Source organism: Stenotrophomonas sp. Steno-Z1, assembly GCF_056393175.1.
The window spans coordinates 105,380-125,255 of the sequence record NZ_JBWJPB010000001.1; the positions used below are offsets into that span (position 1 = coordinate 105,380).

The window sequence follows — 19,876 nt, forward strand, 5'->3', positions numbered from 1 at the left end:
CCGATGGGCTCGAACGTGGACGACCCCGCAGGCGCCAGCCAGGGCGACGGCCTGCGCCCCAGCCTGGCCGAACTGGTCGCGCTGCGCCGCAATGCGCATCGCCTCGCACCGGCCCGGCGCGGGCGGCTCGGGCATGCCGGCAGCGCGCCGGCGCCGATGCGCGGCCGCGGCATGGAGTACGCCGAATCGCGTGAGTACGTGGCCGGCGACGATGCGCGGCATATCGACTGGCGCGTTACCGCGCGCACCGGGCGGGCGCATACCAAGCTGTTCCAGGCCGAGCGCGAGCGCTTGACCCTGCTGGTGGCCGACACCGATCCGGTGCTGTATTTCGGCACCCGCGTGCGCTTCAAGTCGGTGCAGGCGGCCCGCGTGGGGGCGATCGCGGCGTGGCTGGCGCAACGCCAGGGCGACCGGCTGGGCGCACTGCGCGGCAGTGCGGTGGAGGCCCCGCTGCCGCCCGCGGGCGGCACCCGCGGCGTGTTGCGCGTGCTCGATGCATTGACCCGCTGGTACGCGCAGCCTCCCGCCGAGGACGCCGGGCTGGACCGGGCGCTCGAACAGGCCTCACGCCTGCTGCGCCCCGGCGCACGCGTGGTGGTGCTGGCCGACCCGGGCCAGGCCGCGGCGATCAGCGTCTCGCGCTGGACCGCCCTGGCGATGCACCACGAAGTCCTGGTGATGCTGCTGGTGGACCCGCTGGAACTCGCCCCGCCGTCGGCGCCGCTGGCCTTCCTGTCGGAGGGCCGCCGCGTGCTGCTCGACCTGGACCGGGCCAGCGTGCGCGAGCACTGGCGCGAACGCTTCGTGGCGCCGCTGGAGGCGCTGCAGAAACAGCTCGCATCACGCCGCATCCAGGTGCATGTGGTGGCCAGCGATGACGCCAGCGACTGCTGGCTGACCCCGATGCCGTCGGCGGTGGTGGCATGAGTACGCCATCGTCACTCCCGCTGCGCGACGTGCACCTGCCGGCGGCGCCGTCGTTGTGGCCGCCGGCCCCGGGCTGGTGGCTGCTGGCGGCCGCGCTGCTCGCCCTGTGCCTGCTGGCCGGCGGGTGGCGGCTGCATCGCCAGCGTCGCCAGCAGCGGTGGGAACGCAGTTTCGACGAGGCGGTGGCGCAGGCCGGCACGCCGGTGGAAACCGTCGCCACGATCGCCGCCCTGTTGCGCCGCGCCGCGCGCCTGCGCCAACCCGGCGCCGAACTGCTGCAGGGTCAGGCGTGGCTGGAATTCCTCGATGCACCGGGCAGCCGCGCCTTCTCCGATGGCGACGGGCGCCTGCTGCTGGACGGCGGCTATCGCCCCCACGTCGATGCCGAGGCAGTGCGCCGGTTGCAGGTGCTGGCCCGCATGCGCTTCCTGGCGCTGGTCTCGGGGCGACGCCGATGATCGCGTTGAACGTGCCGCAGGACCTGGCCGGCGCGTTGCCCGGCTGGCTGTCATGGCTGGACGTGCTGGCCTGGCCATGGATGCTGGCGGCGTTGCCGCTGCCGGTGCTGATGCACTGGTGGCCACAGCGCAATGCCACCGCCGCGGCGCTGCGCGTGCCGTATGCAGCGGCGCAGTTGCAGGCACTGGGCGCGGGCGTGGGCGGGCGCGCGTTCGGGGTCGGTCGCGTGCTGTTGTGGTTGGCGTGGGCATGCCTGTGCGTGGCCGCATCGCGGCCACAGCAACTCGGCGAGGCGGTCACTCCGCCGCAGCAGGGCCGGCAGATGATGCTGGCGGTGGACGTGTCCGGCAGCATGAGCGAGGCGGACATGCTGCTCGGCAACCGGGTCGTGGAGCGCCTGACGGCGGCCAAGGCCGTGTTGGCCGACTTCCTCGACCGCCGGGCCGGCGACCGCGTGGGCCTGCTGATCTTCGGCGAACGCGCCTACACGCTGACCCCGCTGACCAGCGACCTGGCCAGCGTGCGCCAGCAGTTGGGTGACAGCGTGGTCGGCCTTGCCGGGCGCGAGACCGCGATCGGCGATGCGATCGCGCTGGCGGTCAAGCGCCTGCGCGAGCAACCGCAGGGCCAGCGCGTGCTGATCCTGCTCACCGACGGGGTCAGCAACGCTGGCGTCCTCGAGCCGCTGCGCGCGGCCGAGCTGGCCAAGGCCGAAGGCGTGCGCGTGTACACGGTGGCCTTCGGCGGGGATGGGGGCTTCAGCCTGTTCGGGATGACCATCGCCCCCGGCGAGGATCCCGTGGATGAAGCGACCCTGCAGAAAATAGCCGCGCAGACCGGCGGGCGTTCCTTCCGCGCGCGCAACACCGATGAGCTGGCCGGCATCTATGCCGAGCTGCAGCGCCTGGAGCCGGTGGCCTCGGCGGGGCCGGCGGTGCGGCCGCGGATCGAACGCTACGCCTGGCCATTGGCGCTGGCGCTGTTGTTGGGATCATTGGCGTGGCTGTTGCCCAGGCGGTGGGCATGAACATCGACTGGACTGCGCTGCACCTGGTGCGCCCGCAGGCGCTGTGGGCCCTGTTGGCGCTGCCGCTGATCGCGGCGCTGTGGTACTGGCGCCGCCGCCGTGGCAGCGCCTGGCATGGCGCGGTCGATGCGCACCTGCTGCGCCACCTGCTGGTGGCCGGCGGGCAGCGCGCCTGGGGCGGACTGGTGCTGCTGCTGCTCGGCTGGACGCTGGCGGTGTTGGCCCTGGCCGGCCCGAGCTGGCGCCAGGTGGCGCAGCCACTGTGGCAGTCGCCTTCGCCGCTGGTGGTGGCGCTGGACCTGTCCACGCGGATCACCGCGACCGACCTGCCACCCTCGCGCCTGCTGCAGGCGCGCGCCAAGCTGGCCACGCTGCTGCGCGAGCGCCAGGGTGGTGAGGTGGCGCTGCTGGCGTATGCCGACGATGCGTACACCGTGGCGCCGCTGACCGCCGACGCTGCCAACGTGGCGCTGTACCTGGACGCGCTTGGCCCGGACGTGATGCCGCGCGATGGCCAGCGCGCCGAGCGCGCGCTGGATGCCGCGGTCCTGCTGCTGCAGCAGTCCGGCGCACATGACGGCGACATCCTGCTGCTCACCGACCGCGCCGACGCTGCGGCCACCCCGGCGGCCGCGGCGGCACGCCGGCAGGGTATCCGCGTGTCGGTGCTTGGCCTGGGGACACCGGCCGGCGCGGCGTACCGCAGCGGCGATGGCCAGATTGCCCAGGCCAGGCTGGAGGAGGCGTCCCTGCAGGCGATCGCCAGCGCGGGCGGAGGGCGCTACGTGCGCATTGCAAGCGACGATGCCGACCTGAAGCAGCTCGGCGTGCTCACGCCGACGCTCAGCCAGGCCGATCGCCGTGACGGCGATGGGCTGGCCTGGCGCGATGAAGGATTCTGGCTGTTGCCGCCGCTGATGCTGCTCGCGCTGTGGGCGTTCCGTCGTCGCGGGCTGGCGATGGCGCTGGTGCTGTGCACCGCGCTGCCGCTGGCCGCGCCGGCGCCGGTGTACGCCGCCGAGGGCACCTGGTGGCAACGCGCGGACCAGGCCACCCAGGAGCGCCTTGGCGCCGGCGTGGACGCGTACCGGAAGGGCGACTTCAAGGCCGCCCAGCAGCAGTTCGACGGGATCGACACCGCGACCGGCTGGTACAACCTGGGCAACGCGCTGGCGCGCCAGGGCCAATACGACGCGGCTATCGCGGCCTACGACAAGGCCCTGCAGCGGTCGCCGGGGATGGCCGATGCCGTGGCCAACCGCGCCGCGGTGGAGGCCGCGCGCAGGCGCAAGCCGCCGTCGCCGCCGCAGGGCAAGGACGGACAGCCCGCGAAGACCCCGCCGTCGTCGGGGCAGGGCGGACAACCCGGGCAGGATCGGGCACCGCCCAAGCAGCAGGGCAAGCAGGACCCGGGCCAGGTGCCGCCCACGCCAGGGCAGTCACCCGGCACCCCGCAGGAGGCCAAGGGCGAATCCGGGCAGCCGAACCCGGCCGCGCAGGCGCAGGCCGATGCCGCCCAGCGCCAGCGCATGCAGCAGGCGCTGCAGCGGCAGGACACGCCCGGCAAGGCCGGGCAGGACACGGCGGCCCAGCGCCAGGCCGCCGAGACCCCGCAACAGCGCGAACAGCGCCAGGCCGTCGAGGCGTGGATGCGGCGCGTGCCGGACGATCCGGGCAGCCTGTTGCGGGCCAAGTTCCAGCTGGAAAACGAACGCAGGAAACGGGAAGGACGATGAGCATCCACTCCACCACGCGGCGCTGGATGCAGGCCGGTTGCTGGCTGCTGCTGGTGCTGTGCGCCACGGCGCAGGCGCAGACACGGGCCTGGCTTGACCGGCAGGACATCAGCGACACCGATACGGTCACCCTCACTATCGAGAGCGATGCCGCCGGCGCGCCGGATTACGCACCGCTGCGCGCCGATTTCGACCTGAGCGCCCAGACCAGCAGCCGCCAGGTGCAGTGGAGCAATGGCGGGGCCAGCACGCGCAATCTGTTTGCCGTGGTGCTGGCGCCGCGCCGCACGGGCACCCTGCAGATTCCGAGCCTGCAGGTCGGCTCCCAGCGCACCGCGCCGTTGCAGCTGCAGGTGGCTGCCCGGGCCGGGGCCGGGGCGTCGGCGGCGGTGCCGGGCAATGCCGCGGTGTTCATGGAGACCGAGGTCGATGACGCCACGCCGTATGTGCAGCAGAGCGTGGGCGTGGTGGTGCGGCTGTTCTACGTGGCCCAACTGGTGTCCGGCGAACTGGTGCTGGATACCCCCGACGGCGCCTCCATGCAGCGCGTGGGCGAGGACCGCAGCCTGGTGCGCGAGGTCAATGGCCGCCGCTACAACCTGGTCGAGCGCCGCTTCCTGCTGATCCCCGAGCGCAGCGGGCCGTTGCAGGTGCCGGCGGCCCAGTTCAACGGACGTGCGGCCGGGGGGTTCTTCGATGACATGTTCGGTGGCGACGGGCGGCTGCGCGCGAGTGCGCCGGCGCGCACGTTGCAGGTGCAGCCGCAGCCGGCGAGTGCGCCGCAGCCGTGGCTGCCGCTGCACGACCTGCGCCTGCGCTACACCGCCGCGCCCGACAGCGGGCGGGCCGGCGAAGCGGCCACGGTGGTGGTGGAAGCCGTCGCCGTGGGTGCCACCCGTGCGCAGTTCCCGGAGCTGCCCTCGCTGGACGTGGGCCCGGATGCGCAGGTGTTTGCCGAGCCTGCCCAATACGATGAGACCTTCAACGGTGGCACCCCACAGCTCAAACTGACCCGACGCTATTCGATCGTGCCGCGCGGCCCCGGCACCCTGCGCGTACCTGGTCCGCGCATGGCCTGGTGGGACGTGCAGGCGGGCGAGGCACGCGTGACGGCCCTGCCGGACCTGACCCTGGCCGTGGCGGCGGGTGGCGCGGGCGGCTCGGCACCCGCGCCGCTCCCGGTGGATACGCGCTCGGCGCTTCCCGGGCAGGCGCCGGCGGCGTCCAATGCGCTGCCGTTGGCGGCGCTGCCGGCGCCCACCCGGCCCTGGGGCTGGATCGCGGCGGCCTGCTTCGCGTTGCTGTGGCTGCTCACGCTGGCGTGGGGCTGGCGCCGGAGGCGGCATGACGGCCGTCGCGCGCCCGCGCCGGTCGGCGTAGCGGCCGCGCCGGTTGCGCCGGTGTCGCGGGCCGAACTGCGCCGGGCCATGGAAAGCCAGGGCCTGGACGAGATCATCGCGTTGTTGGCGGCGATGGGCCGGGTGCAGGGGCTGGAGGGCGTGATCGGGCGGCTGGCCGACCCCGTCCAGCGTGAGGCCCTGCTGGCCATGCAGCAGGCGCGCTGGTCCGGCCAGGGCGGCGATGTGGCCGCCGCCCGCCAGGCCCTGCGCCGGGCGTTCCATGACGGACCGCACTGGCAGCCGGTCACGGTGGCGGAAAACAATGGGCTGGCGCCTCTATATCCTTCAGGACCTTGATGCGCCGCCGGGCCTGCGGGACCGGCTTTGCTAAGCTGATTCACTTCTTTACAGGAAAGCCGCTACATGACTGAGGCCGCAACGACCCGGAAGAAACTGCCCTTGCACTGGAAAATGGGCATTGGCTTCGCGCTGGGCCTGGTGCTCGGCCTGATCATGCATGCCGCCGGCCCGGGCGTCCCCGGCCTGACCGATGCCGCCAGGGGCGTAATGGCCTGGGTGACCACGCCGCTGTCGGGCCTGTTCCTCAACCTGATCTTCATGCTCATCGTGCCGCTGATCTTCTCGGCGTTGATCATGGGCGTGTCGGAGATGGGCGATATCCGCGCGCTCGGCCGGATCGGCTGGAAGACCCTGGCCTACACGGTGCTGCTGTCGGGCATCGCGGTGGGCATCGGCCTGGTGCTGGTCAACGTGCTCAAGCCCGGCGCCGGCATGGACCCGCAGGTGGCGGCGCAGATGCTGTCGGAGAACGCCGAGCGCAGCAAGGAAATCGTCGCCGGCATCCATGAAACCCCCAAGGGCATGGACATGCTGCTGTCGATCGTGCCCAGCAACGTGCTGCAGGCCGCATCGGACAACGGCGCGATCCTGTCGCTGATGTTCTTCGCGCTGATGTTCGGCATCGGCATGGTGCTGAGCCCGGAAGAAAAGGTCGCGCCGCTGCGCCGCGCCATCGAAGGCGTGTTCGAAGTCTCGATGACCCTGATCAACCTGGTCATCCGCCTGGCGCCGTATGCGGTGGCCTGCTTCATGTTCAACCTGGCCGCGCTGTTCGGCTTCGACCTGATCATCCGCCTGGGCGCATACGTGGGCGTGGTGGTGCTGGCGCTGGGCCTGCACATGGTGGTGACCTACGGCACGGCGGTGTGGCTGTCCGGGCGTTCGCCGCTGTCGTTCTTCCGCGATACCCAGGAAGCGACGGTGATGGCCTTCTCCACCGCCTCCAGCAACGCCACCCTGCCGACCGCGCTGCGCGTGGCCGACCAGATGGGCCTGCCGCAGAAGGTCTCGCGCTTCGTGCTGACGGTGGGCGCCACCGCCAACCAGAACGGCACCGCGTTGTTCGAGGGCGTGACGGTGATCTTCCTGGCGCAGTTCTTCGGCGTGGACCTGAGCATCGGCCAGCAGGTGATGGTGATGGCGGTCTGCATCCTCGGCGGCATCGGCACGGCCGGCGTGCCGTCCGGCTCGCTGCCGGTGGTGGCGATGATCTGCGCCATGGTCGGCGTGAACCCGCTGGGCATCGGCCTGATCCTGGGCGTGAACCACTTCCTGGATATGTGCCGTACCGCCCTCAACGTCACCGGTGACCTGGCCCTGACCACGCTGGTGGCCAAGGGCGAGACCGACGACAGCCCGGTCCCGGTGCAGGTCGGCCGCGACTGACTCCCCGCGGGGCACCGCCGCCGCGCCAGCCCGATCAACGCCCCGCCCCGAGCGGGGCGTTTTTTGTTCAGGAAGCAGACGCACGGCCTGACCCCGCTGGACGTCTGTGGGACAATGGCGCGCCCGCACGTTCGCGGCCGCCTCCCGATTCCGACAGAACCATGACGCAGCCTACCCGCCGCCAGTTGGCCAATGCCATCCGCTTCCTCGCCGCTGATGCGGTAGAAACCGCCAAGTCCGGGCATCCCGGCATGCCGATGGGCATGGCCGATATCGCCGAGGTCCTCTGGAACGACTATCTCCGTCACAACCCGAACAATCCGAAGTGGTTCAACCGCGACCGCTTCGTGTTGTCCAACGGCCACGGCTCGATGCTGCAGTACGCGCTGCTGCACCTGAGCGGTTACGACCTGCCGATCGAACAGCTCAAGCAGTTCCGCCAGCTGGGCAGCAAGACCGCCGGCCACCCGGAACACCATGAAACCCCCGGCGTGGAGACCACCACCGGTCCGCTCGGCCAGGGCCTGGCCAACGCCGTGGGCTTCGCGCTCGCCGAGAAGTTGCTGGCACAGCGGTACAACCGCCCCGAGCACGAGATCGTCGACCACCGCACTTGGGTGTTCCTGGGCGACGGCTGCCTGATGGAAGGCATCTCGCACGAAGCCGCCTCGCTGGCCGGCACCTGGGGCCTGGGCAAGCTGGTCTGCTTCTGGGATGACAACCACATCTCCATCGACGGCAACACCGAGGGCTGGTTCACCGACAACACCCCCGAGCGTTTCGAAGCCTATGGCTGGAACGTGGTGCGCGGCGTCGATGGCCACGATCCGGAGAGCATCAAGGCCGCCATCGACAGCGCCCTGGCCCAGTTCGACAAGCCGACCCTGATCTGCTGCCGCACCACCATCGGCTTCGGTTCGCCGGGCAAGGGCGGCAAGGAATCCAGCCACGGCGCGCCGCTGGGCAAGGACGAGCTGGAGGCCACCCGCAAGCAGCTGGGCTGGAACTACGGTCCGTTCGAGATTCCCGAAGAGATCTACGCCGGCTGGCGTGCCGGCGGTACCGGCACCCTGCGCCAGGCCGAATGGGAACTGCAGTTCGACAAGTACGCCGCGCAGTTCCCGGCCGAAGCCGAAGAGCTGACCCGTCGTTCGCACGGTGAGCTGCCGGCCGATTTCATCGCCAAGGCCGATGCCTACATCGCCAAGGTCCAGGAAGAAGGCCAGACCATCGCCTCGCGCAAGGCCTCGCAGCTGGCGATCGAAGCGTTCGCGCCGCTGCTGCCGGAGCTGGTGGGCGGCTCGGCCGACCTGGCCCACTCCAACCTGACCCTGTGGAAGGCCAGCAAGTCGGTCGCCACCGATGACCCGAACGCCAACTACGTGTATTACGGCGTGCGCGAATTCGGCATGACCGCCATTGCCAATGGCCTGGCCCTGCATGGCGGGTTCATTCCCTTCGACGCCACCTTCCTGGTGTTCAGCGACTACGCCCGCAACGGCGTGCGCATGAGCGCGCTGATCCCGGCGCACGCCATCCACGTCTATACCCACGACTCGATCGGCCTGGGCGAAGACGGCCCGACCCACCAGCCGGTGGAGCACCTGGCCTCGCTGCGCTACATCCCCAACAACGATGTGTGGCGCCCGTGCGATGCGGTCGAGTCGGCGGTCAGCTGGAAGTCGGCGATCACCCGCACCGACGGCCCGAGCTGCCTGGTGTTCAGCCGCCAGAACCTGCCGCACCAGCCGCGCAGCACCGAGCAGGTCGCGCAGATCGCGCGCGGTGGCTACGTGCTGGCCGACGCCGAAGGCGGCGTGCCCGACGTGATCCTGATCGGTACCGGTTCGGAAGTGGGCCTGGCCGTGGCCGCCAAGGCCGAGCTGGATGCTGCGGGGATCAAGACCCGCGTGGTGTCCATGCCGTCCACCGACGTGTTCGATCGCCAGGACGCGGCGTATCGCGAGTCGGTGCTGCCCAACGCGGTGCGCAAGCGCGTGGCGGTGGAAGCCGGCGTCACCGGTTTCTGGCGCCAGTACGTGGGCCTGGACGGTGCGGTGGTCGGTATCGACACCTTCGGTGCCTCGGCCCCGGCCGAAGCGTTGTACAAGCACTTCGGCATCACCACCGACCACGTGGTGGCCGCTGCCAAGGCGCTCTGATGCACTGAGTGCCGTTGCAGGGTTTGCAGCAGAAGGCCGGGGATTTCCCCGGCCTTCTGCGTTTCCGGGAGAGCAGCCGAGCATGGCTCGGCTCTACCACCCCCCGATCGATGCACGGCCCGGGGTAGAGCCGAGCCATGCTCGGCTGCTCCAGACGACGCGCCTTGTCACCCTGGGGACGATGCGCGGCTCGCCGGTAGAGCCGAGCCATGCTCGGCTGCGCCAGACGACGCGCGTTGTCACCCTTGGGACGATGCGCGGATCGCCGGTAGAGCCGAGCCATGCCCGGCTGCGCCAGACGATGCGCCTTGTCACCCTGGGGACGATGCGCGGATCGCCGGTAGAGCCGAGCCATGCTCGGCTGCGCCAGACGATGCGCCTTGTCACCCTGGGGACGATGCGCGGATCGCCGGTAGAGCCGAGCCATGCTCGGCTGCGCCAGACGATGCGCCTTGTCACCCTGGGGACGATGCGTGGCTCGGCGGTAGAGCCGAGCCACGCTCGGCTGCTCCAGACGACGCGCCTTGTCACCCTGGGACGATGCGTGGCTCGCCGGTAGAGCCGAGCCATGCTCGGCTGCGCCAGACGACGCGCCCCGCGCTCAGGCGGCTGCCGTCCGCGCCAACGCCAACCGCACCAACCGCGCTTCGATCCGCTCGCCAAAACTCGTCGGTGCATCCAGTCCCATCCGCTGCAGGTACACCGCATCGCCATCGCCGGCCGGCTGGGTCAAGGCGGCCAGGACCGTGCGCAGCTTGCTGCCGCGCGTCTGCGTGTTCTGCTTCAACCAGCCCAAGGCCTTGACCAGGTGCTGTTCGACCTCGGTGAAGTCGCTGCCCAGCGGGTAGTCGGGCAACAGGCCCGATTGGCGGAACGGGGCCAACGCGGCACTGACGGCCGTGGCACTGTTGCGCCGTTGCCAGTGCTCGGGCGCGGCGAAGGCGGCGTCCAGCTTCTTCGATGCCTTGGCCGTCTGCAGCAGCTCCGCCTGGAAGGCCGCATCGGTGATCCCGGCCATGCCGATCACGCAGTCCTCGTCGGTGAGGTTGCGCAGGTCGGCAATGCCGTACTCGTTGATGTAGATGTCGCGCAGGTGCCGCGGGATGGTGGTGTGGCCGTAATTCCAGCGCACGTTGGACTGCAGCCGGCCCTTGTCCTCGCGCACGGCGCGGAACATCAACGCGCTGCGTGCCTCCGGCAGCGCGTGCGCCATCGCCACGAAGTTGTACTGGCCGCCCACGCCGGACACCACGCGGCCGTCTTCCAGGGCGTCGGATACTGCCGCGCCCAATGCGGTGGCGATCATGCACGAGTTGAAGAAGCGGGCATGGCGGCGCTGCAGGCGTTCGAGCACTTCATCGCCGCCGTAGAGCTGGTTGATCTCGCTGATCCGGCGCATGCCGATGGCCCGGCGTTCGTCGTCGGGCAGGTCGCGCAGCCACTGGTAGAACTCCGGCGAGCCCAGGTAGAACGCACCATGCAGGTACTCGCCCTCGGCGGCGAGGGTGGCGTGGTCGATGGTCAGGGTGCTGCCGTTCTCGATGCGCTGCATCAGGGCCACGTCATCGTGCACCTTGCGCCGGATCACGCCGGTCTGGACGAGGCGGCGGAAACCTTCGTTGAGCATTTCGCTGCAGCCGTACAGGCCGATCTCGAACGGCTCCAGGCCACCGCATTCGCGCACGGTGGGGTGGCTGGACAGGGTCGGGTCGAGCGCGTGCAGCAGCTGCCGGTAGCGCGCGTTGTCGGTATGCCGCAGCACCAGCGCATGGCTGATCGCATCGGCGAGGGTGCCGATGCCGATCTGCAGCGTGCCACCGTCGCGGACCAGCGCGCTGGCGTACAGGCCGATGGCGTAGTCGGCGTCGCTCACCGGCTGCCGCGGCAGGCCGAACAGGTCGGGGTAGGGCGGTGGCGGGCTGATCACCAGGTCGAAGAAGCTCACATCCACCGTGGCCGAGCCGGCCAGGTACGGCAGCTGCGGGTCGATCTCGGCGATCATCAACGGGCGCGGCAGGCCGCGCGCGACCATCGCATCGAGCGTGTCCTGGGTGATGTCGTTGTTGCACGACAGCGACAGCCGCCGGTCATCCGGGCGCACCGCCACCTTCTGCATGATCGCGTGCGGCGCGCGCTGGGCCACCGCATCGGCCGCGTGGGTGTAATTGAGGCTGGTGTAGCTGCGCTGGGCCTGCGAGGAAGTGAGCAGCGCGCCGGACTGCATGTAGAACTCCTCCACCTGCACGTGCGCGGGCAGGCGGTCGCGGGCAACGGCGTCGGCATAGGCCAGGCGCGGGAAATCCTCACCGAAGTGGCGCGCGGCGAACGGCGCCAGGAAGCGCGCCTCCAGCCCGGTGCCGCTGGGCTTGGGCGGGTTCAACGACAGCGCGGTGTAGATCTGCAGCGGGCGCGACGGATCGTTCTCCACCCGCGCATACAGCGCGTTGAGCAACCGGTGCGGCTTGCCCAGCGCCAGCGGCGCGCCGATGCGCAACGGGCCCTCCACGCGCTGCAGCAGCCAGTCGGTCGCCGCGTCGAGGTCGGTGAGGTGTTCGGTCATCCAGCGCCATCCTGCAGGTATATGCGGGCCATTACAGCATCTCGGGCTTGAACAGACGGCGACGCGAGACTTCATCGCCGGACAGCATGAACTGGCCATCGCCCCGGTAGTGCACGGTGCGAGGCACCTTCGGCGTGCGCGCGACGTGCGCCTTGACCACCTCCCAGATGAACATGCCATGCCGCGAGACCTGGCTGCGGTCGGCCAGCCGGCACTCGAAGCTGGCATGGCACTGGGCCAAGAGCGGTGCCGCCACCGCGCTGGCGGCGACGGTCTCCAGGCCGAAGTGCTCGAACTTGTCGATCGCCGCGCCGCTGCTGTTGCCGATGCCCACGACGGTGTCGAGCATGGCGGCCGTGGGAACATTGATGACGCATTCGCCACTGCGGCGGATCAGCTCGAAGCTGTGGTTGCCGCTGGAAATCATGGTCGCCACCCGCGAGGGAGTGAATGCCAGCACCATGTGCCAGCCGAGCGTCATGACGTTGCGCTGGTCTTTCCAGGCCGAGGTGACCAGCACGATCGGGCCGGGTTCAAGGAAGCGGCGCACGTCCTCGACCGGGTAGTCGAATTTTCGGTAGCGTCTCATCGAGGGCTCCGTGGGGCGTCGCCCGATGCTGGCAGCGAGGGGATGAACCGGCTGTCGAAGGGGTTGACACGGGGTTCGATTACGTGCGTAATCGGTTCATCGATTACGGATGTAAATGATGAGCCAGATCAGCGAAGCAGAAGCCGTGGTGATGGATGTGCTCTGGAGCGAGCATCCGTTGGGCGCCGATGAGGTCGTGGCCGCGCTGGCCGGGCGTGGCTGGGCCGAACCCACCATCAAGACCTTGCTCAACAGGCTGCTCACCAAGGGCGCGATCAGTGCCAGCCGCGATGGGCGCCGCTACCTCTATTCGCCGGTACTGCAGCGCCAGGCCTGGGTGGCCGAGCAGAGCAGCGGCCTGCTGGACAAGCTGTTCGATGGCCGCGTGGCGCCGCTGGTCGCCCATTTCAGCCAGCGCGGGGAACTCAGTGCGCAGGACATCGCCGAGCTGAAGGCGCTCATCGAGGGACTGGACCATGACTGAGCTGCTCACCGAACTGATGCAGGCCAGCGTGTGGCTGGCGATCGCGGTGCTGCTGCTGGCCGCGTCGCGCCCGTTGCTGCTGGCCTTGGGCGGGGCGGCGCTGGTCTATCGCAGCTGGTGGTGCGTGCCGGTGCTGCTGCTGACCTTGCACCTGCCGTTGCCGGTGGCGCCGTTGGCCGATGCGCTGCCGATGCTTGCTGCCGCCGCGGCCTGGAGCGCGCCGGTCGTGGCCCCGGCCGCGCCTGCCTGGCCGTGGCTGCTGCTGGTGGCGTGGGCACTCGGCGCGCTGGGCAACGGCGCCATCGCCTGGCGCGCGCAACGCCGCTTCGAGCGCGCCCTGGGCACGCTGCGGCCGCGTGCCGACGGCAGTTGGCAGGCCAGCGCCGATCCCGGCTTGCCCGCCCTGGTCGGCCTGTGGGCACCGCGCATCGTGGTGGGCCCGGGGTTCGAGGCGGATTTCAGCGCGGCCGAACAGGCCCTGATCCTGCAGCACGAGCGCAGCCATCGCCGCCATGGTGACCCGTGGGCCAACCTCGCACTCCTCGTGTTGCGCTGCGTGTTCTGGTTCCACCCGCTGTTGCCCTGGGCCGCGCGTCGTTTCCTGCGCGACCAGGAGCTGGCCTGCGATGCACGCACCATCGATCCACACCCGGCCCAGCGCCGGCTTTACGCCAACGCGCTGCTGAAGGCGCAGTTGGTCCACCCGGTTGCGCCGATGGCCTGCCACTGGCGCAGCCAACCGATGTTGAAGGAGCGTATTGCCATGTTGAAGGAACACAAGCGGAAGGCACTGCCGTGGATGACCGGGCAGGTGCTGGTGGTGGGGATGAGCCTGGGTCTGGCGGCGGTGGCGTGGGCCAGCAAGGGCGGGATCGACACCGCGTCGATCGAAGCGGACCCGGCGGCGCTGGCCAACCAGGCCGATACGGCCGCAGCCGTCGACGTGCCGGCCAAGACCCGCGACATGGCGCCGCCGAGCTATCCCAGCGCTGCGTTCGAGCAGGGTCTGTCGGGCAAGGTGGTGCTGCGGGTGGAGGTGGATGCCGAGGGCAAGGCCGGCGAGGTGCGCGTGCTCAGTTCCACGCCGGCCGGCGTGTTCGACGCGGCCTCGATCGCCGCGGCGAAAAAATGGACCTTCGAGCCGGCGCGCCGGGACGGCAAGGCGGTGGCCTCCGCGCTGAAGATCCCGATGACCTTCCAGATGAACGAGACGGGGCCGGCGCCGTGAGGCAGGCGCTCCCCTTGCTGGCCGTTGCGTGCCTGCTGGTCGGCTGCGCAAGCCGACCGTCGGTCACCACGGTGGACACCCGCAGCGAGAACGTGGCGCTACAGCGGCTGCACGCCGATGGCGGCGACGGTGCAGGCCAGGTGCAGCCGTATCGGCTGCTGCCCAGCCAGGGCTACCGCATGCCGCAGTTGTACGCGGCGCAGGACCCGGTGGTCGGGGCACGCGACCCACGTCGCGAGCTGCCGCCCACCGTGGTGTGCCTGCAGGTGGTGGTGACGGCGGAAGGCAAGGTGGACCGCAGCGTGGCCCTGGCCGATCGCCCCGAATGCACCGCCGGCACCGCAGCGGAAAATGCGCCGTTGCTGCAGGCAGCGCAGGAGGCGGTGGCGCACTGGCTGTTTTCCCCGGCGGCGGTCTGTCACTACGCTGCCGGCGTCGTCCCCGACAACAAAGGGCATTGCGACGGCGCGCAGCGGATCGAGCCGGTGCCGGTAAGCCTGCTGTACGCCTTCACGTTTGAAATCGTGCACGGCCAGCACACGGTGCATAGCCAGGGGCGCTGATCACCGTCGTGGCGGCCGGTGGCCGGCAACCGCATCAACCGATCATCGCTTGGTTGCCGGCCAGCGGCCGACACTAGGATCGGCCGGGGCCGCCTTGGATATTGGCTTTCACCGAGGGATGCATCAGTTTCGGCTCGGCCAGCGTTGCATCACGGGCCCGCCGCGTGGCGACGAAGTCGGCTTCGCTGACGCCCTCAGCCAGGTGGATGTTGCGCGCGCGCTGTGCACCGATGGTGGTTTCGTTGGCGACCTCGCGACCACCCGGGCCGTAGTCGTGGCAGATGAACACGCGGGTGGCGTCGGGCAGGGCCAGCAGGCGCTGGATCGAGCGGTACAACTGTGCGGCATCGCCGCCCGGGAAGTCGCAGCGGGCGGTGCCGCCATCAGGCATGAACAGCGAGTCGCCGGTGAACAGCGCATCGCCGATGCGATAGGCCACGCTGTCGCTGGTGTGGCCAGGCACGGCGATCACCTCTGCATCCACCGCGCCGAGCGCGAAGCGTTCGCCATCGGCGAACAGGTGGTCGAACTGCGAGCCGTCGGTGGGCACGTCCAGCGCATAGCGGGGGGCGAACGTGCGCTGTACCTGCACGATGCCGTTGCCCATCGCCAGCGTGGCCGCCGGCCAGTGCTGCTTGAGCCAGCGGCCGGCACTGACGTGGTCGGCGTGGGCGTGGGTTTCCAGCAGCCAGCGCACCTGCAGGCCGCCGTCACGGACATGCGCGAGCAGCGGTTGCAGGGGCCCGGCGCCGAGTGCGTCGGTGTCCGGGTCGTAGTCCAGCACGGGGTCGATCACCGCCGCCTGCAGGGTCGCCGGATCGTGCACCACGTAGCTGAAGGTATGGCTGTCGGGGTGGAAGAAACTGGCGACGTGCAGTGACATGGGGGTGGCCTCAGCGTTTGCCCAGCGTGGCGTTGAGCAGCACCGCCAGGCGTTCGCCGGCCAGGCGCAGCTCCTGTTCCGCGATCGGGCGATAGGTCGCGGTGTATTCGGGACCCAGCGTACGCCTGGTCGGGTAAACGCCAGGTGCAATGGCGATACGGCAGCTGGCTTCGGCCCACTCGACCGCGTCGGTGGCGATGCTGGAGCGCTTGCCCACCTTGGGCGCGGGCAGGGCCATCAGGCGCTTGAAATACTGGTCGTCGTCCAGCTTCTGCTCGTTGAGCATGCCGCTGTCCCACAGCGAATGCAGGTTGGTGCCCCGGTTGTTGAACTGCACCTGGAAGTCGTTGCCGCCCTTGTCATGGCCGTACCCGGCGTGCATCGGCTGGTGGATGTCACCGGCGAAATGGACGACGAACTTCAGCGCCTGGGCGCGTTCGGCATCGGACTTGCTGCGGTCGCCGAGGATGGCGGTCTGGGCCTTGAGCGCCTCGACCACGCAGTTGCCATCGGTGCAGTGCTTCTGCACCTGGTAGTGGCAGTCGTCCTCGCCGATGTTGACGTAGTGCCAGCCCGCCGAGCGCTTGCCCAGGCCCGGGTCCTTGGCGCGCAGCTGGTCGGCCCATGGGGCGATGGCATGCAGGGTGGGGTCCGGCTCGCCGGCCAGCAGGCGATCCACGTCGGCCTGGGCCTGTGGGGTGAGCCGGGTTTCGGCGATGCGGGCGACCAGCCGGTGGCCTTGCGCACCCCAGGCCAGGGCGTCGGTGGAGACGAAGGTGAGGGCCAGCGCGAGGGCAGTGGCGGGGAGCAGGGAGGCAATTTTCATCGCCCGCATTCTAGCGGGCTGCCCGCGGGCGCGGCTTGGCCGGATCTGGCCGGCGGCGTGCTGGCGGGGGTACGCTGGGCGCTGGATCGACGGCGGGAGCAGCGGGATGCAGAAGGTCTTGGGGCTGATCGGCGGGATGAGCTGGGAGAGTTCGGCGCACTACTACCGGATGATCAACGAGCAGGTGCGCGATGCGCTGGGCGGCATGCATTCGGCGCGGTTGCTGCTGTGGTCGTTCGATTTCGCCGACATCGAGGCCATGCAGCGCGCCGGGGACTGGACGGCGGCGACGCAGGCGATGGTGGAGGTGGCACGGCGGCTGGAGGGCGCGGGCGCGACGGCGGTGGTGATCTGCACCAACACGATGCACCGGATGGCCGAGGAGGTGCAGGCGGCGATCGACGTGCCGCTGCTGCACATCGCCGATCCGGTGGGTGAGGCGATCCGGGCGTTGGGGCTGACGCGGGTGGGCCTGCTCGGAACGGCTTTCACGATGGAGCAGGATTTCTACCGGGTGCGGTTGGCGCAGCGGTATGGGCTGGAGGTGCTCATACCGGAGGCGGACGACCGCGCACAGGTGCATCGGATCATCTACGAGGAACTGGTGCAGGGGCAGGTGCTGGATGCATCGCGCGAGGTGTACCGGGCGGTGATGCAGCGTGTGGTGGATAACGGCGCGCAGGCGGTTATCCTCGGCTGCACGGAGATCATGCTGCTGGTGGGCGATGACGATGCAACCGTGCCGTTGTTCGATACGGCGGCCCTGCATGCGCAGGCGGCGGCACAGCACCTGCTCTCCTCCCCGTAGAGCCACCCCATGGGTGGCTGCTCGCAGCGCCGGATCGAACAAAGGTGCTCCACCCATCCGCATGGCGCGCTGTGGACCCTTGCTGGCGCGCGGCGGTCGGTGGGTCGGGGGCTGGGGCCCTATGCCCTTTCCGGCGAATGTCCTCCGGCGTCGGCCTGCGGCCGCCCCCTCCTCCTTTATTTCGCCTCCAAGGGCATAGGGCCCCAGCCCCCGACCCACCGACGGCCATCAAAAAAGCCGGGCGCCTCACCTGCGCCGCAAGCCGAGCCCCGTAGCGGTCGGTAGGCTCCTGGGCAAAATAAAGGAGGAGGCCGCTTGGCGGCCGGCGGACATTTGCACCAGGAGCCTACCGGCCGCTACGGGGCCCTCATGCTCGCGACAACGCCGATCGGAGACGCCAGCCGATCACTCTGCACACCCGGCAACACGCGTAGCGCCTCAAGTCATCTGCCACGCCCTGTGGAACAGAACGCAACTTCCCTTGCGAGAAGCGCAAAAAAAATCCCCGGCCGAAGCCGGGGAAAAACGCTTGCTGCGAGGGGTGTTGCGCTGTTGGGTTCCGATCCGCCGATCAGAACTTGAACACGTAGGACACGCCGTAAGCCAGCGGGTCGATGTTGACCGTACCGATCTTTTCGCCGTTGAGCTTGACCTTGCTGTCGATGTCCATCCAGCGCACATCGACGCGCAGCGCGCCCTTGTCGCTGATCGCGACGTCCAGGCCCGCATGCGCGGCCAGGCCCCAGGAGTCGTCCAGCTTCAGTTTGTTGCCGGCCAGCGCGCCGCCGGTCTTCTCGCTGAAGAACGTCGTGTAGTTGATACCCGCGCCAACGAACGGGGACACCTTGCCCTTGCTGTTGAAGTGGTACTGCAGCGAGATCACCGGCGGCAGGTGCTTGGTGCTGCCCACGTTGCCCAGGCCGGCGATGTTGATGTCGTGCTTGAACGGCAGCGCGGCCAGCAGCTCGATGCCCAGGTTGTCGGCGATGAAGTATTCACCGGTGATGGTCGGCTTGATGTCGTTGTCGACGTCCACCTTCAGGGTGCCACCGGCCAGCGAGCCGTTGTTGGACTTCGGGGCGACCTGGTGCACGCCGGCACTGATGGTCCAGTCGCCCTTGGACTGGGCCATGGCCGGCGCGGCGGCCAGGGCGAGCGCGGCGGCCAGGCTGGCCAGCAGGAGGGGGGAGGTATTGCGCATGAGGGTGTCTCGTTGCGGGTGGAATGGGGCAAGTTTTCCCTTGCCGGGCCGGGCGCGCCTTGATCCGGATCAATCCACGGGCCGGGCCGTGTAACCGCTTCCGATTTATCGCCCGGGGGCCTGCCCCGGTTCGGCCCTGCTAGAATGGGTATCCCTTTCCATCGGCGCCGCACCGTCGCGGCTGCAGGAGCGTGTGAACATGGCAATCAAGGTTGGCATCAACGGTTTCGGTCGCATCGGTCGCAACGTGCTGCGTTCGGCCGTGCTGAATTTCGGCAATGACATCGAAATCGTCGCCATCAACGATCTGCTGGAGCCGGACTACCTGGCCTACATGCTGAAGTACGACTCCGTGCACGGCCGCTTCAAGGCCGACGTCGAGGTGTCCGGCAGCGACCTGCTGGTCAACGGCAAGAAGATCCGCCTGACCCAGGAGCGCGACCCGGCCAACCTGAAGTGGGACGAGGTCGGCGTGGACGTCGTCATCGAATCCACCGGCCTGTTCCTGACCAAGGACACCGCGCAGAAGCACATCGACGCGGGCGCCAAGAAGGTGATCCTGTCGGCGCCGTCCAAGGACGACACCCCCATGTTCGTGTTCGGCGTGAACGACAAGACCTACGCCGGCCAGGCCATCGTCTCCAACGCCTCGTGCACCACCAACTGCCTGGCCCCGCTGGCCAAGGTCATCAATGACAAGTGGGGCATCAAGCGCGGCCTGATGACCACCGTGCATGCGGCCACCGCCACCCAGAAGACCGTCGATGGCCCGTCCAACAAGGACTGGCGCGGCGGCCGTGGCATCCTGGAGAACATCATTCCGTCCTCCACCGGCGCAGCCAAGGCCGTCGGCGTGGTGATCCCGGAATTGAACAAGAAGCTCACCGGCATGAGCTTCCGCGTGCCGACCTCGGACGTGTCGGTGGTCGACCTCACCGTCGAGCTGGAAAAGGAAGCCACCTACGCCGAGATCTGCGCCGAAGTGAAGGCACAGAGCGAAGGCGCGCTGAAGGGCATCCTGGGCTACACCGAAGACAAGGTCGTGGCCACCGACTTCCGTGGCGAGACCCACACCTCGGTGTTCGATGCCGACGCCGGCATCGCCCTGGACAGCACCTTCGTCAAGCTGGTGTCCTGGTACGACAACGAGTGGGGCTACTCCAACAAGTGCCTGGAAATGGCCAAGGTTGTCGCCGGCAAGTAAGCGCGGCACGCCAGCGCTGAACACCGCGAACCCCGGCCCCGTGCCGGGGTTCGTCGTTTGTGGGCCCTGGCATGCCGGGCAGGGGGGGGCACCCCGCAGCCGCCGCCGATCCATTAGCATGGCCGCGTGC

17 protein-coding genes are annotated in these 19,876 nt (G+C 69.5%); 12 read left to right on the forward strand and 5 right to left on the reverse strand.

Annotated features, from left to right (window positions below):
* The first annotated feature begins 3 nt into the window (after positions 1-3).
* From AC06FD_RS00465 to tkt, 7 genes are all read left to right on the forward strand, one after another.
* Positions 4-930: a DUF58 domain-containing protein gene (locus AC06FD_RS00465; RefSeq protein WP_478076722.1), complete on the forward strand. Its 927-nt coding sequence runs from the start codon at positions 4-6 to the stop codon at positions 928-930.
* Positions 927-1,388, forward strand: coding sequence for a DUF4381 domain-containing protein (locus tag AC06FD_RS00470; protein WP_478076723.1), 462 nt, complete (start codon positions 927-929; stop codon positions 1,386-1,388). Before AC06FD_RS00465 ends, AC06FD_RS00470 begins: the two co-directional genes overlap by 4 nt.
* Positions 1,389-1,468: 80 nt before the next feature.
* On the forward strand, positions 1,469-2,416 hold the full coding sequence (locus AC06FD_RS00475; protein WP_478077349.1) for a vWA domain-containing protein: 948 nt from the start codon (positions 1,469-1,471) through the stop codon (positions 2,414-2,416).
* Positions 2,413-4,152: a VWA domain-containing protein gene (locus tag AC06FD_RS00480; protein ID WP_478077350.1), complete on the forward strand. Its 1,740-nt coding sequence runs from the start codon at positions 2,413-2,415 to the stop codon at positions 4,150-4,152. Before AC06FD_RS00475 ends, AC06FD_RS00480 begins: the two co-directional genes overlap by 4 nt.
* The gene (locus AC06FD_RS00485) at positions 4,149-5,849 is read left to right on the forward strand and encodes a BatD family protein (protein ID WP_478076724.1); all 1,701 of its coding nucleotides are present in this window, start codon (positions 4,149-4,151) and stop codon (positions 5,847-5,849) included. The genes AC06FD_RS00480 and AC06FD_RS00485 overlap by 4 nt, the downstream gene beginning before the upstream one ends.
* 66 nt (positions 5,850-5,915) lie before the next feature.
* On the forward strand, positions 5,916-7,238 hold the full coding sequence (locus AC06FD_RS00490; RefSeq protein WP_478076725.1) for a dicarboxylate/amino acid:cation symporter: 1,323 nt from the start codon (positions 5,916-5,918) through the stop codon (positions 7,236-7,238).
* Positions 7,239-7,399: 161 nt separating this feature from the next.
* Complete coding sequence (gene tkt, locus AC06FD_RS00495; protein WP_478076726.1) at positions 7,400-9,400, forward strand: transketolase; 2,001 nt, start codon at positions 7,400-7,402, stop codon at positions 9,398-9,400.
* Between the two features lie 601 nt (positions 9,401-10,001).
* Here tkt and AC06FD_RS00500 read toward each other — a convergent pair.
* Together AC06FD_RS00500 and AC06FD_RS00505 are read right to left on the reverse strand one after the other, a co-directional pair.
* Complete coding sequence (locus tag AC06FD_RS00500; RefSeq protein ID WP_478076727.1) at positions 10,002-11,960, reverse strand: acetyl-CoA hydrolase/transferase C-terminal domain-containing protein; 1,959 nt, start codon at positions 11,958-11,960, stop codon at positions 10,002-10,004.
* Positions 11,961-11,991: 31 nt separating this feature from the next.
* Positions 11,992-12,549: a flavin reductase family protein gene (locus AC06FD_RS00505; protein WP_478076728.1), complete on the reverse strand. Its 558-nt coding sequence runs from the start codon at positions 12,547-12,549 to the stop codon at positions 11,992-11,994.
* 118 nt (positions 12,550-12,667) lie between these two features.
* On the opposite strand from AC06FD_RS00505, the gene AC06FD_RS00510 reads away from it, so the two are divergent.
* From AC06FD_RS00510 to AC06FD_RS00520, 3 genes are read left to right on the forward strand one after another with little or no spacing between them, the layout of a single operon-like run.
* Positions 12,668-13,033 (forward strand): BlaI/MecI/CopY family transcriptional regulator, encoded by a 366-nt coding sequence (locus AC06FD_RS00510; protein WP_478076729.1) that lies wholly within the window; start codon positions 12,668-12,670, stop codon positions 13,031-13,033.
* Positions 13,026-14,261, forward strand: coding sequence for a M56 family metallopeptidase (locus AC06FD_RS00515; protein WP_478076730.1), 1,236 nt, complete (start codon positions 13,026-13,028; stop codon positions 14,259-14,261). The genes AC06FD_RS00510 and AC06FD_RS00515 overlap by 8 nt, the downstream gene beginning before the upstream one ends.
* A gap of 14 nt (positions 14,262-14,275) precedes the next feature.
* On the forward strand, positions 14,276-14,824 hold the full coding sequence (locus AC06FD_RS00520) for a hypothetical protein (protein ID WP_478076731.1): 549 nt from the start codon (positions 14,276-14,278) through the stop codon (positions 14,822-14,824).
* A 73-nt stretch (positions 14,825-14,897) separates the two neighbouring features.
* On the opposite strand, the gene AC06FD_RS00525 is transcribed toward AC06FD_RS00520, so the two are convergent.
* Both AC06FD_RS00525 and AC06FD_RS00530 read right to left on the reverse strand, forming a co-directional pair.
* The gene (locus AC06FD_RS00525; protein ID WP_259206475.1) at positions 14,898-15,707 is read right to left on the reverse strand and encodes an MBL fold metallo-hydrolase; all 810 of its coding nucleotides are present in this window, start codon (positions 15,705-15,707) and stop codon (positions 14,898-14,900) included.
* A gap of 10 nt (positions 15,708-15,717) precedes the next feature.
* On the reverse strand, positions 15,718-16,533 hold the full coding sequence (locus tag AC06FD_RS00530; protein ID WP_394161263.1) for a S1/P1 nuclease: 816 nt from the start codon (positions 16,531-16,533) through the stop codon (positions 15,718-15,720).
* Between the two features lie 106 nt (positions 16,534-16,639).
* Here AC06FD_RS00530 and AC06FD_RS00535 point away from each other — a divergent pair, with 106 nt between their 5' ends.
* Entirely contained in the window at positions 16,640-17,341 is a 702-nt protein-coding gene (locus tag AC06FD_RS00535; RefSeq protein WP_478077351.1) for an aspartate/glutamate racemase family protein, read from the forward strand.
* A gap of 571 nt (positions 17,342-17,912) precedes the next feature.
* On the opposite strand, the gene AC06FD_RS00540 is transcribed toward AC06FD_RS00535, so the two are convergent.
* Positions 17,913-18,542, reverse strand: a complete 630-nt coding sequence (locus AC06FD_RS00540; RefSeq protein WP_449334668.1) for an OmpW/AlkL family protein — start codon at positions 18,540-18,542, stop codon at positions 17,913-17,915.
* Positions 18,543-18,741: 199 nt separating this feature from the next.
* On the opposite strand from AC06FD_RS00540, the gene gap reads away from it, so the two are divergent.
* Positions 18,742-19,746, forward strand: a complete 1,005-nt coding sequence (gene gap, locus AC06FD_RS00545; RefSeq protein ID WP_478076732.1) for a type I glyceraldehyde-3-phosphate dehydrogenase — start codon at positions 18,742-18,744, stop codon at positions 19,744-19,746.
* Positions 19,747-19,876: the final 130 nt, after the last annotated feature.